The following is a 13,306-nucleotide window of genomic DNA, read 5'->3' on the forward strand; positions in this document are numbered from 1 at the left end:
GCACGCTGACGGAAACCCTGGACGCCGGCCGCTCGATCGAGCGCCTGGCCATCCCGCTGGCGGCCTGGATGCGCTTCATCGCCCTGCGCGCCAAGGCGGGCGAGGCCATCACCGACCCGCTGGCTGCCAAGCTGGCCGAGATCGGCGCGGCCACGACCGGCGACGCGAAGGCTGACGTCGCGGCGTTTGTTTCGGGCCTGCCAGATGTGTTTTCACGGCGCCTGGCGAGCGACCCAGCCTTTATTCACCCCGTTGAAGACGCCTACAGCCGTCAAGCGGTCGCACCGTGTCGAGGCTCGCCAGTTCAGGAACAATCATGACACCGGACCTTGCGCTTCGCCCCAGCGCGCCTGTCGGCACCGCGCGGACTTCCTGGGCAAGCGCTACGGCCTGACCTGAAGTCGTTCGGCCCGCCGCTGGTCGCTATCTATCTTCTGTCGGACGCCACTTCTCGAGCTTCCTCTGTCAGAGCAGAAGTTGCATGCAACCCAGGCTCGTCGCTCACGTCAGAGCGGGGTGACGACGGCACGCGACCAAGCGCCGCACACCCGCCGATATTGAGCGATCGTTAACCCTATCTCGCTGTCCTGAGCTCAAGACGGCAGGGGGATTTTGAATGCGCGGGTTCAAGCAGGCATCCATCGCGGCGAAGCTCGTGCTCGCGGCAGGCGCTGTCATCGGTTCCTTGCTGATCGCCGCCTCGGCGCTGGTCGCCGTTCATTCGCGCAACGTCGTCAACGACCTGTCCAGCCAGTATGGCCAGGCCCTCGGCGACGCCGCCGCCCAGCAGGTCAGCGGCGAGCTGACCGGCGTGCAGCAGGCTACGACGAGCATGGCCAACGCCATCGGCGAGGCGCACGAGCACGGCCTGCGGGACCGCGCTTCGGTGATGGCCATGCTCAAGCCCAACCTCGAGATCTCCAAACTGGTCATGGCCAGCTGGTTCTTCGCCGCTCCAGACGGCTTCGATGGCCAGGACGCGGCTTTCATCGGGCGCAAGGATCTCGGCTCCAACAGCCAGGGCCGCTTCGAGCCTTATTGGGCCCAGTCAAACGGCGCGGTCGTCATGGAGCCGCCGGAAGACGCCGACGTCTTCGACGAGCCCTTCTACACGTTGGCCGCCCAGGGCGGCAAAGCCGCGATCACCGAGCCCTATTCCTACACCGTCGGCGGCAAGACCGTGCTGATGACCTCGGTCACCGCGCCGGTCTATTCGCATGGCAAGCTGATCGGCGTGGCCGGTCAGGACCTGGCGCTGAGCGACCTGGCCGACAATTTGGCCGCGCTCAAGCCGTTCGGCGATGGCCGGGTCATGCTGCTGTCGAGCGCGGGCAAATGGGCGGCGCACGCCGATCCCAAGCTGCGTATGCAAGCCTATGGCGGCACCGGGGCCGAGGCGGTGAAGATGGCCCTTTCGCAAGCGCGCGCGACAAAGGTCGACGGCGTGCGCGAAAACGGCGTCGCCATGAAGCGCGAGGTCATTCCGGTCCACCTGCCCGCCTCCCACACCAACTGGGCCGTGGTGGTCGACGCCCCCAGCGCGACCATCGAGGCGCCGGCGCGCAACATGGCCATCGGCTTGCTGATCGGCGGCGTGACGATCATCGCCGCGGTTCTGGGCAGCCTGCTGCTGGCCACCCAGCGCCTGGTGGCCAAGCCGTTGTCGCGACTGGTCGGCTCGGTGGCGGGGCTGAAGGAGGGCCGCTACGACCAGCCGATCGTCGGCGGTCAAGGGGCGGACGAGGTGGCGCAGATTTCGCGCGCCCTGGAAGACTTCCGCCACGAGCTGGCCGGCGCCGTCCAGGCTCGGGCCGAGCAGGAGGACCTGCGCCGCTCCGGCGAAACCGAGCGCCAGCGCAACCAGGCCGCCCAGGCGCGGACTGCGCAGGATCAGGCGGCCGTGGTCGAGGCGCTGCAGAACGCCCTGTCACAGCTGTCGGCCGGCAATCTTCGCGTCCGGGTCGAGGCCGACCTCGCCCCCGAGTACGCCCAGCTGAAGAGCGACTTCAACAGCGCCGCCGAGAAGCTGGAGACGGCGATCGGCGAGGTGGTCCAGAAGACCGCCGGCATCACCGCCGCGGCCGGCGAGATCTCCAGCGCCGCCGACAACCTGTCGCAACGCACCGAACAACAGGCCGCCAGCCTGGAAGAGACGGCCGCCGCCCTGGACCAGATCACCGCCACGGTTCGCCGGACGGCGGCGGGAGCCACTCAGGCCCGCAGCACGGTCTCCACCGCCAAGGCCGCCGCCGAGGAATCCGAAAGCGTCATGCGCTCGGCGATCGAAGCGATGGGCGCCATCGAGCAGAGCGCCGCCCAGATCGGCCAGATCATCGGCGTCATCGACGAGATCGCCTTCCAGACCAACCTCCTGGCGCTCAATGCCGGGGTCGAGGCCGCACGCGCCGGTGAGGCCGGCAAGGGCTTCGCCGTAGTCGCATCGGAAGTGCGGGCGCTGGCCCAGCGCTCGGCCGAAGCGGCCAAGGAGATCAAGGGCCTGATCTCGACCTCGTCACATCAGGTCGAGCATGGCGTCAGTCTGGTGGCGCAGACGGGCGAAGTGCTGGGCCGTATCGCCGCCCAGGTGACCGACATCAACACCGTGGTCAGCGAGATCGCCGGGTCGGCCCAGGAGCAGGCCACCGGCCTGGCCCAGGTCAACACCGCGGTCAACCAGATGGACCAGATGACCCAGCAGAACGCCGCGATGGTCGAGGAAACCACGGCGGCCAGCCGCTCCATGGCCGACGACGCCGCCGACCTCAAGAAGCTGATCGGCCAGTTCCAGACCGGCTCGTCGACGACCTCGCCGGCCCGTGACCAACAGGCCAGGCTGCGTCGGACTTTCGGCTAGAGAGGCGCGCTGATTGAGGGGCGGCAAAGTCCAGGGGGAAGGCCAGCAGTCTTGGAGGGGTGGTCCGGGCGAACAAGTCTGTGGCGCTACTCGCGCAGCGCGCTCGTCCCTGGAACTCCGCGGGGCGAGTATGCGCGATCGCTTCACCCACACGGGCCACATAGGCTAGTCCCTACGTCGCCGATCGGTCAGCTCACAGATCAAATCCACCGACCGTCGCAAACACTTCACATAAAACTCGGCCCTGAACCTGTCCCCGATGGGAGCCTCGCGCCCTCCCCCGCGTGACGGCTGGTGGGGAAACCGCCCTGCCCCGTCGCCAGACCGCAAGGGATCGGGGCCCATGAAAAAAGCCATCAAGTTCGACCTTCTGACCACGACGGCGCTGTCCGTCGCGCTGCTGGGCGCGGCGCAAGTTCATGCCGCCGACGCGCCGGCGCCCGCACCGGCCGCCGAGCCCGCGGCTGACGAGATCGAGGCCATCGTCGTCACCGGCTTCCGCGAGAGCCTGATGCAGGCTCGCGACATCAAGCGCCGCGCGGTGGGCAGCCAGGACGTCATCGTCGCCGACGACATCGCCGCCTTCCCCGACCTGAACCTGGCCGAGTCGCTGCAGCGCATCTCCGGCGTGACCATCTCGCGCGACGCCGGCGAAGGCCGCCAGATCGCGCTGCGCGGCCTGGGTCCCGACTTCACCCGCACCCAGCTGAACGGCATGGAAGTGCTGACCAACACCGCGTCGGGCTTCGACAACCGCGGCTCGGTCAGCCGGACCCGCAGCTTCGACTATTCGATCTTCGCCTCGGAACTGTTCAACCGCGTGGTGGTCGAGAAGTCGTACGCCGCCGAGCAGGACGAAGGCGGCATCGGTGGCACGGTCGGCCTGTCGACCGCCAAGCCGTTCGACTATGCCGGCTTCAAGGCCGTGGCCTCGGTCAAGGGCCTGCGCAACGCCAACACCGACAAGGTCACGCCGCGCGTGGTCGGCCTGATCTCGAACCGCTGGGGCGACTTCGGCGCGCTGTTCTCGGTCGCCTACAGCCAGAACGACATCAACGAGTACGGCTATCGCAACTGGAACTGGACGCTGATCAACGCCAACGCGGCCAATATCGGCCCGGGCGTGTCGGCGGCCGATCGCGATCGCCTGCTCAATGCCACGGGCGCCAACCGCGTCCGCGCCTCGCAGGCCCAGACCTATTCGACCTGGTTCAACAAGCGTGAGCGTCTGGGCCTGACGGCGGCGCTGCAGTACCACCCGGGCGAGCGCCTGACGATGGACCTGGACCTGATGTACGGGACCCTGTCCAACGACCGCGACGAGTTCCAGATGACCTCGGCCGGCGTCAACGCCCTGACCGGCAACATCACCGGCACCCAGCGCCTGAATTCGGTTGTGATCCAGGGCGACAGCCTGGTGGCCGCCGACGTCAGCGGCGTGGACATGCGCAGCGAGCACAAGTTCTCGCACGACAAGACCACCTTCACCCAGGCGGTGTTCAACGGCGGCTACCAGGTCACCGACGCCTTCAAGATCAAGACCCTGTTGGGCTACTCGAAGTCCAAGTTCGACGAGCCGATCTTCGACAAGGTGTTTCTGCAGTCGACCAACAAGGCGATCAAGTACGACTTCCGCAACAGCCGGATGGGTCAGAACACCTACAACTTCGACCTGACCGATCCGAACCAGTGGGGCCTGATGCGGGCCGACACCCGCGAGGACTACATCAGCAGCGAGTACAAGACCGCCAAGCTGGACGGGATCTATGAGTTTGGCGGCGGCTCGGCGCTGAAGGGCGGCGTCGAGTACAAGAACTTCACCAATGACGGCTTCCAGCGCTTCCTGCGCGTGGACTGGTACAACAAGCCGGTCGTGCCGCAGGCGGTGAAGTACGTCGTCAACCGCGACTCGGTGATCCCCTACATCGTCGCCGACATCGACGGCACCTACGCCAACACCGGACAGCTGCGCGACCTGACCGGCGCCAACGACCAGCCGGGTTCGAACTACCAGCTGGAGGAAAAGACCAAGTCGGCGTTCCTGCAGTACGACCTGAACACCACGGCCTGGGCCTATCCGGTCCGCGCCAACATCGGTGTGCGCTACTACTCGACCGACCTGACCTCGGCCGGCACGGCGACCCAAGGCGCGGTGCTGCTGCCGGTGACGATCAAGAGCAGCTATGACGGCTTCCTGCCGGCCTTCAACCTGGCCGTGGACGTCAGCGACAGCGTGGTCGCCCGCTTCAGCGCCAACCGCAACATCAGCCGGCCCAGCCTGGCCGATCTGCGCGCGGCGGGCAGCGTCAGCTTCACCCCGTTCGGCGGCAACATCTCGGCCGGCAATCCGAACCTGAAGCCGTTCCTGGCCGACTCCGTCGAGGGCTCGCTGGAGTTCTACCAAGGCAAGAGCGGCTACGTCGCGCTCAGCGCCTTCTACAAGAACATGGACAGCTTCATCACCAGCGAGACCTCGCAGGTGCCGTACGGCTCGACCGGCTATCCGACCCAGTTCCAGGGCCCGGGCCAGGACGCCTCGACCATCTACAGCTTCAATCGTCCGGTGAACGGCGATGGGGCCACGATCAAGGGCGTCGAGTTGGCCGTGCAGCGCGACTTCGACTTCCTGCCCGCGCCGTTCGACAAGTTCGGCTTCGTCGGCAACGTCACCTATGCGGCCGGCAAGTCGAACGTGATCATCGATGGCGCGTCGTACTCGCTGGACCTAATGCAGCTGTCGAAGTGGACCTCGAACGCCACGCTCTACTACGAGACCGACACCTGGGGCGCGCGCATCTCCAGCGCCTATCGTGACGGCTATCTGGATGGCGCGGGCGGCAACGGCAACATCGGCTCGGGCTATCACAGCACCAACAACATCGACTTCGCCGCCCACTGGAATGCACCGGGCGGGCTGAAGGTGGTGTTCGAGGGCATCAACCTGACCAACCAGGCGATCGATCAGTACACCGACATCGCCGCTGACCGGGTCCTGGCCTACACCAAGAGCGGCCGGACCTTCACGCTGGGCGTGACCTACGAGTTCTAATTTCCCTTTTATCCCTGACTTTACGGCCGCCGTCCTCCCCGGACGGCGGCCTTCTTTTTGGCCGTTTTGGCTCGCCTTCAAATTAGTGACATGCGGCGTTTGTAGGGGTTCGCCACGAGGCGCCGGAAGCTTGTCCGGCGACCACTTGGGGACCCTGATGGCGGCACGGCGCGCCTGGCTGGCGCGGTCCGGCGCAATGTGGAGCCTCGCCGCGAGCGTGGCGGCCGTCGCGGCCGCGCCCGTCCGCGCCGAAACGCCCCGCCGCTTCGCCATTGAGGGCGGCGAGCTCTCCCACGTCCTCAGCACGTTTTCCCGCCAGGCCGACATCCCGGTCATGACCCTGGCCGACATCCGCCATCGCACCAGCCGCGGCGTGCGCGGCGTGCTGACCCCGGCCGAGGCGCTGAACCGGCTGATCGCGGGCCAGAGCCTGCGGGCGGTCGCGGCCGGTGGCGGCTATGTGCTGCGTGAGGCGAACACCCCGGCCTCGCCCCCGCCAATCCCGCACGCGACCCCGCCGCCGGAGACCCCGACCCAGGTCGAGACCGTGGTCGTCACCGGCTTTCGCGAAAGCCTGCTGCGCGCCCGCGGCCTGAAACGCCAGGCCAACGGCGCCCAGGAGGTGATCCTGGCCGACGACATCGCCGCCTTCCCGGACCTGAACCTGGCCGAGTCCCTGCAGCGCGTGCCGGGCATGACCATCTCGCGCGACACCGGCGAGGGAAGGCAGATCGCCCTGCGTGGCCTGGGGCCCGACTTCACCCGCGCCCAGCTGAACGGCATGGAGGTCTCGGCCTCGACCGCTTCGGGCATGGACAACCGCGGCTCGGTCAGCCGCACGCGGGCTTTCGACTACTCGATCTTCGCCAGCGAGCTCTTCAACCGCGTCACCGTGTGGAAGGCCTATGCCGCCGACCAGGACGAGGGCGGCATCGGCGGCACGGTCGAGCTGCGCACCGCCAAGCCGTTCGACTATGCGGGCGACAAGTTGGCCTTCTCCGCCAAGGCCCTGACCAACACGGCCACCGACGCGGTCAGCCCGCGTTTTGCGGCGCTGGCCTCGAAGCGCTGGGGCGATCTGGGCGCGCTGGTCTCGGTGGCCTATAGCGAGAACGACGCCAATGAGTACGGCTATCGCAACTGGGGTTGGTCGCCGGTCACCTTCGGCGCGGCCAATATCGGACCCGGCGTGGCGCCCGCGGTCGCCGACCGGCTTATCCATGCCACGGGCGAGAACCGGGTCGTCGCCCCGATGGCGGCCACCTATTCCAGCTGGTTCGACCATCGCACGCGCCTGGGCGTCACCCTGGCCCTGCAGTACGAACCTGACGATCGCCTGAAGCTGGGCGTGGACCTGCTGTACGGCCGCCTGTCCAACGACCGCGACGAGGTCTCGCTGGCCGCCGCCGGCGACAATCCGCTGACCGGCGACGTGCGCGGGGCCCAGCGCCTGCGCGCCGCCGAGATCCGGGGCAACAGCCTGATCTATGCCGACTATTCGGCCGGGGTCGATCTGCGCAGCGAGCACAAGCGCTCGGAGGACACCACCATCTTCCTGCAGGGCGCGGTCAATGGCGAGGTCCAGGTCGCCGAACGCCTGCGCCTGCGCGGCATGGTCGGCTATTCGAAGTCGGACTTCGAGGGGCCGGTCTTCGACAAGATCTTCCTGCAGACCCGCGACAAGGCCTTCGCCTACGATCTGCGCGGCGCGGCCAAGGACGCCCGCAGCACCTATGGCTTCGATCCCACCGATCCGGCCGTCTGGGGCCTGATGCGGGCTGATGTGCGCGAGGACCAGGTGGTCAACGCCTTCTCCACCGGCCGCCTCGACGCCGACTACAGGATCGCGCCCGCGTTCTCGATCGCGGCCGGCGCGCAGCACAAGGCCTTCCGCAACGACGGCTACACCCGCCGCGCCCGCACCGACTATCCGGCCGGCGGGCCCGAGATCCCCAAGATCCCGATCTTCCAGACCTCGCTGATCGCCTACAGCGTCGCCGACATCGAAGGCGCCTTCGCGCGGCTGGGCCTGCCCCGCGACCTGTCCGAAGCCGACGATCAGCCCGGCTCGCACTATTCGATCCGCGAGAAGACCTGGTCCGCCTACGCCATGGCCCGTCTGAGCGGCGTCCTGGCCGGCCGGACCTGGCGCGGCGACGCCGGCCTGCGCTGGTACGCCACCGACCTGACCTCGGCGGGCATGGTCAACACCGGGACGCGGCTGGAACCGGCCGTGATCCGCAGCGCCTATGAGGGCGTGCTGCCGGCGCTGAACCTAGCCCTGGACGTCTCGCCCTCGGTCGTGGCCCGGGTCTCGGCCAACCGCAACATCAGCCGCCCCAGCCTGGCTGACCTGCGGGCGGCGGGCAACGTCAACTCCGCCCCGTTCGGCGGCACGGTGTCGTCGGGCAATCCCGGCCTGCGCCCGTTCCTGGCCGACGCGCTCGAAGGCGCGATCGAGATCTATCAGGGCTGCTCGGGCTACTTCGCCGTCAGCCTGTTCTACAAGCGGATGAACTCGTTCATCACCACGGCCACCAGCGCCGTGCCCTACGGCGCGACTGGCTATCCGTTAGCCTTCCTGTCGCCCGGCAACGGCCCCGACACCATCTACACCTTCGTGCGCCCGGTGAACGGCGACGGCGCGGCGATCAAGGGCGTCGAGCTGGCCCTGCAGCGCGACTTCACCTTCCTGCCCGCCCCTTTCGACAAGCTGGGCTTCGTCGGCAACGTCACCCGGGCCGCCGGCCGCTCGAACGTGCTGATCGAGAACCGATCGGTGGCCCTGGACCTCTTCCAGCTGTCGCGCTGGACCTCGAACGCCACGCTGTATTACGAGACGCCGCGCTGGGGCGCGCGGGTGTCGTCGGCCTATCGCTCGGGCTATCTGGACGGCGCGGGCGGCAATGGCGCGATCGGCACGGGCTACCAGGCCAGCAACAACATCGACTTCGCCGCCCACTACAACACGGCCGCCGGCCTCAAGATCGTGGTCGAAGGCGTCAACCTGACCAACGCGCCGATCACCCAGTATTCCGACCAGGTCGAGAAGCGCCTGCTGGCCCGCACAGTCAGCGGCCGCACCTTCACCCTCGGCGTCACCTATGAGTTCTGACGCCCGATGAAGAAAAACCGCTTCTCGCTGTCCCCGTTCGGCCGCGCCGCGCCTCTCCCCTTCATGGACGCGCGCACGACCATGCCGACCGGAAGCGCGATGACCGACGTGATCGCGGCGCTGCGGCCCCACGAGCGCAAGCTTGCGGCCTATATCGTGCGACGGTCCAAGGATCCCGCCCGGGCCGAGGACATCCTGCAGGAGACCTTCCTCACCGTCATGCGCCAGGCCCAGAAGCAGGAGATCACCCAGCCCCTGGCCTATGCCTATCGCGTGGCGGACTCGCTGATCTACGCCCAGGCGCGCCGCGACAAGCGCGAGGCGCCGATCGGCGACGAGGATTTCGGCTGCGACCTGCCGCTGCCCGACGCCGTGCTGGAGCACAAGCAGCGCGCCGCCGTGTTCGAGGCCGCGCTGAAACGCTTGTCGCCCCTGCGCCGCGACATCTTCATGCGCCGTCACCTGGACGGCCAGTCACGCCAGGCCATCGCCGACGATCTCCAGATCAGTGTCGAGGCCGTCAAGAAACACCTCGTGCGGGCCATGGCCGAACTGGCCGGCGCGATGCAGGACGCGGCGGTCAACGCCGCGCGAGAAGGGAGCGGCCGTGATGCGCGCTAATGACAACTGGCGCCTGCCATCCGACGAGGAGCTCGAGATCGCCGCCAACTGGGCCGATCGCCTGCCCGACCTGACCGATAGCGAGCGCGCCGAACTGGAAGCCTGGCTGGCCGCCAAGCCCCGCCACGCCGCCGCCTTCGCCCTGATGCGCGACACCCAGCGCGACACCGCCCTGCTGGACGCCGCCGAGCGCGTGCGCGCCGCCCCGGCCGCCCGTCGCTCGCTGCGCCTGGGCCTGACAGCCGCTGGTGTGGCCCTGGTCGCCGGACTTTCGGCCGTCGTCCCGGTGCGTCCGTACCTGGCCGAAAAGCCGCTTGAACTGGCTACGACCGTGGGTCAGCGCGCCGAGCACCAGCTCAGCGACAAGTCCAAGGTCACCCTAAGCGCAGACAGCGGCGTGTCGGTCCGCTACAGCCGCGACGGCCGCGACATCGCCCTGACCAAGGGCGACGCGGTGTTCAACGTGAGCAAGGACGCCAAGCGCCCGTTCCGCGTCCAGGCCGGCGACACCCAGGTCACCGCCGTCGGCACCATCTTCGAGGTCGAGCGGGTCAGCGACGCGGTGCAGGTGCGGGTGTTCGAGGGCGTGGTGCGGGTCGCCCGCAACGGGTCCGAACAGCGCTTGGCCAAGGGGCAATGGCTGATGCTGGCCAGCAACCGCGGCCCAGTCGGCGGCCGTCTCGACGCCGACAGCTACGAGGCCTGGCGCTCGGACTGGCTGGACGCCGACGGCCTCCCGCTGAAGTACGTGATCGCCCGCCTGAACCGCTACACGACCCAGCCCGTGGCTCTGCACGATCCAGCTCTGGGCGAGCTGAAGATCAGCGGCCGCTTCAAGCTGAACCGCCCGACCGAGTCGCTGACCATGATCTCGGCCCTGCTCGACATGCAGGCCCGCCCTGAAGGCGCTCGCATCTACCTCACGCCGCGCCGCGCGACGCCATAGGCGTCAAGCGCACGGAGTGTCAGGACAGCCGGTCGCGGAATGCGTCGTAGTCGAACGCACGGATCACCGTCAGCGCGTCGGTGTCGCTGTTCCACAGCGCGATGGCCGGCAGCGGCACCCCGTTGAAGGTATTGGTCTTGACCATCGAATAGTGGGCCTGGTCGAGGAAGGCGATGCGCGTCCCCGGGGCCGGGCGTTCGGGGAAGACGTAGTCGCCGATGATGTCGCCGGCCAGGCACGACGGACCGCCCAGGCGCACGGCGACGCCCTGCGCCGGCTCCTTGAGCATGGCGGGGCGGTATGGGGCCTCGATCACGTCGGGCATGTGGCAGGTGGCCGAAATGTCGGTGATGGCGATCGGCATGCCGTTGTCGAAGACGTCCAGCACCTCGCCGACCAGGATGCCGGCGTCCAGCGCCACGGCCTCGCCCGGCTCCAGATAGACCTGCACGTCATGACGCTGGGCCAGGTCGCGGATGAAATCGACCAGCCGATTGGTCTGGTAGTCGGCGCGGGTCACGTGGTGGCCGCCCCCGAGGTTAAGCCACTTCACACCGCCCAGCAGCGGCGCCAGCTTGGGCTCCACCGCCGCCCAGATGCGGGCCAGCGGCTCGAAGTCCTGTTCGCACAGGGCATGGATATGCAGGCCGTCGACGCCCTGCATATGCTCTGGGCGCAGCTGCGACACCGGGAAGCCCAGGCGCGAGCAAGGCTGGGCCGGGTCGTACTTGGCGACCTCGCCCTCGGAATGCTCGGGGTTCAGCCGCAGGCCGATCTCGAACACCTCGCCGGCCGCGCGGGCCTCGGCGATCAGGTCCGCAAAGCGCGTGACCTGGTCGGGCGAGTTGAAAATGACGTGGTCGGACAGTCGCAGGATTTCCGGCAGGTCCTGCGCCTTGTAGGCCGGCGAATAGGTCGTCAGCTCGCCCTGATAGAACTCGCGCGCCAGCCGCGCCTCCCACAGACCGGAGGCGCAGACGCCGTCGAGATAGTCCCCGACGACGTCGGCCAGCGACCACATGGAAAAAGCCTTCAGGGCCAGCAGGACCCGGGCGTCGCCCCGGTCCTTCACGTCCTTCAGCACCGCCAGATTGCGCCGCACCGCGACCTCGTCCACCACGAAGGCGGGCGAGGCCACGCGGTTCAGATCGAAATGCGCGAAGGCGCCCGGATCACCGGCTCTGGTTTCCATGTGTTCTGCTTCTGGTTCTTAGAACGCCAGCGGGGCGTCCAGGTCCTCGACCGTCCAGGGCAGGCCCTGGGTGTTCAGCATGTCCATGAACGGATCGGGATCCAGCTGCTCCATGTTGAACACGCCCGCGCCCGACCACTTGCCGGTCAGCATCATGGCTGCGCCGATCATGGCCGGCACGCCGGTCGTATAGCTGACGGCCTGGTTGCCGGTTTCGGCATAGGCCACTTCGTGGTCGCAGATGTTCTTGACGTAGACCGTGCGGGCCTTGCCGTCCTTCTCGCCAGTGGCGATCGTGCCGATGTTGGTCTTGCCCTTGGTGAGCGGACCCAGCGACGACGGCTCGGGCAGCAGCGCCTTGAGCAGCTCCATCGGGATGATCTCGCGGCCCTGGAACATCATCGGCTCGATGCTGGTCATGCCGACATTGCCCAGCACTTCCAGGTGCTTGAGGTAGCTGTCGCCGAAGGTCATCCAGAAGCGGATGCGCTGGATCTCCGGATAGAACTTGGCCAGGGACTCCAGCTCCTCATGGTACATGAGGTACATGTTCTTGGGGCCGACGCCCTCGAAGTCGAACACCTGCTTGTGGCTTAGCGCCGGGCCTTCGACCCACTGGCCGGCTTCCCAGTGACGCGACGGGGCGGTCACTTCGCGCAGGTTGATCTCGGGATTGAAGTTGGTGGCGAACGGCAGGCCGGTGTCGCCACCGTTGCAGTCCAGGATGTCCAGCGTGTCGATCCGGTCCAGCAGGTGCTTCTTGGTGTAGGTCGTGAACACCGAGGTCACGCCCGGGTCGAAGCCGCTGCCCAGCAGCGCCATCAGACCGGCCTCCTTGAAGCGGTCCTGATAGGCCCACTGCCAGCTGTATTCGAACTTGGCCTCGTCGCGCGGCTCGTAATTGGCCGTGTCGAGATAGTTCACGCCGGCGGCCAGGCAGGCGTCCATGATCGCCAGATCCTGATAGGGCAGCGCCAGATTGACCACCAGGGCCGGTTTCACCGACTGGATCAGCGCGGTCGTGGCGGCGACGTCGTCGGCGTCGATCGCCGCGGTGTCGATGGTCACGCCCGTGCGCTGCTTCACCGATTCCGCGATGGCGTCGCACTTCGACTTCGTCCGGCTCGCCAAGGTAATGTGCGAGAAAATGTCCTTGTTCATCGCCATCTTATGGACAGCGACCGAACCAACGCCACCTGCGCCGATTACCAGCACCCTGCTCATTTCAGCTTCTCCTAACGCCTAGCAACCTCCCTAACGCGCTGACGCGGTCGAGGGGGGCGGGGGTCTTATCACGCGGATCGCAGGTTCGCTAACCGCCCGCGTCTGGGTTAGCGGAAAGGTGGGCCGCAAGCTATCTCGGGGACGTGAAGTCTTCAGATCCCGCGCCGCTAACGGGCCGTGAAACGCGAAAAGCCGCCTTGCGGCGGCTTGTTCGGTAGAAAGTACCCTTGGGTGCGGGGACAGGATTTGAACCTGTGACCTTCAGGTTATGAGCCTGACGAGCTACCGGGCTGCTCCACCCCGCG

At 67.5% G+C, this 13,306-nt stretch carries 7 protein-coding genes, 1 tRNA gene and 1 pseudogene; 6 read left to right on the plus strand and 3 right to left on the minus strand.

Features of this window, described 5'->3' with window-relative positions; genetic code table 11:
- The 6 genes and pseudogenes from ABDW31_RS25015 to ABDW31_RS25040 all read left to right on the plus strand — a co-directional run.
- Window positions 1-320, plus strand: a pseudogene (locus ABDW31_RS25015) (hypothetical protein); the annotation flags it as partial.
- 296 nt (window positions 321-616) lie between these two features.
- Complete coding sequence (locus ABDW31_RS25020; protein WP_184722879.1) at window positions 617-2,854, plus strand: methyl-accepting chemotaxis protein; 2,238 nt, start codon at window positions 617-619, stop codon at window positions 2,852-2,854.
- 343 nt (window positions 2,855-3,197) lie between these two features.
- Window positions 3,198-5,903 (plus strand): TonB-dependent receptor, encoded by a 2,706-nt coding sequence (locus ABDW31_RS25025; RefSeq protein WP_184722882.1) that lies wholly within the window; start codon window positions 3,198-3,200, stop codon window positions 5,901-5,903.
- A gap of 157 nt (window positions 5,904-6,060) precedes the next feature.
- Window positions 6,061-9,018: a TonB-dependent receptor gene (locus ABDW31_RS25030; RefSeq protein WP_184722885.1), complete on the plus strand. Its 2,958-nt coding sequence runs from the start codon at window positions 6,061-6,063 to the stop codon at window positions 9,016-9,018.
- A 99-nt stretch (window positions 9,019-9,117) separates the two neighbouring features.
- Window positions 9,118-9,639: an RNA polymerase sigma factor gene (locus ABDW31_RS25035; protein WP_343699813.1), complete on the plus strand. Its 522-nt coding sequence runs from the start codon at window positions 9,118-9,120 to the stop codon at window positions 9,637-9,639.
- Window positions 9,629-10,585: a FecR domain-containing protein gene (locus ABDW31_RS25040; RefSeq protein ID WP_184722888.1), complete on the plus strand. Its 957-nt coding sequence runs from the start codon at window positions 9,629-9,631 to the stop codon at window positions 10,583-10,585. The genes ABDW31_RS25035 and ABDW31_RS25040 overlap by 11 nt, the downstream gene beginning before the upstream one ends.
- Before the next feature lie 19 nt (window positions 10,586-10,604).
- On the opposite strand, the gene ABDW31_RS25045 is transcribed toward ABDW31_RS25040, so the two are convergent.
- From ABDW31_RS25045 to ABDW31_RS25055, 3 genes are all read right to left on the minus strand, one after another.
- A complete protein-coding gene (locus ABDW31_RS25045; protein WP_184722890.1) occupies window positions 10,605-11,777 on the minus strand; it encodes a carboxynorspermidine decarboxylase in 1,173 nt (390 codons plus the stop codon).
- An 18-nt stretch (window positions 11,778-11,795) separates the two neighbouring features.
- Window positions 11,796-13,001, minus strand: coding sequence for a saccharopine dehydrogenase family protein (locus ABDW31_RS25050; protein ID WP_184722893.1), 1,206 nt, complete (start codon window positions 12,999-13,001; stop codon window positions 11,796-11,798).
- Between the two features lie 228 nt (window positions 13,002-13,229).
- A tRNA-Met gene (locus tag ABDW31_RS25055) sits at window positions 13,230-13,306 on the minus strand.

Source organism: Caulobacter sp., from assembly GCF_039596335.1.
GTDB lineage: Bacteria > Pseudomonadota > Alphaproteobacteria > Caulobacterales > Caulobacteraceae > Caulobacter.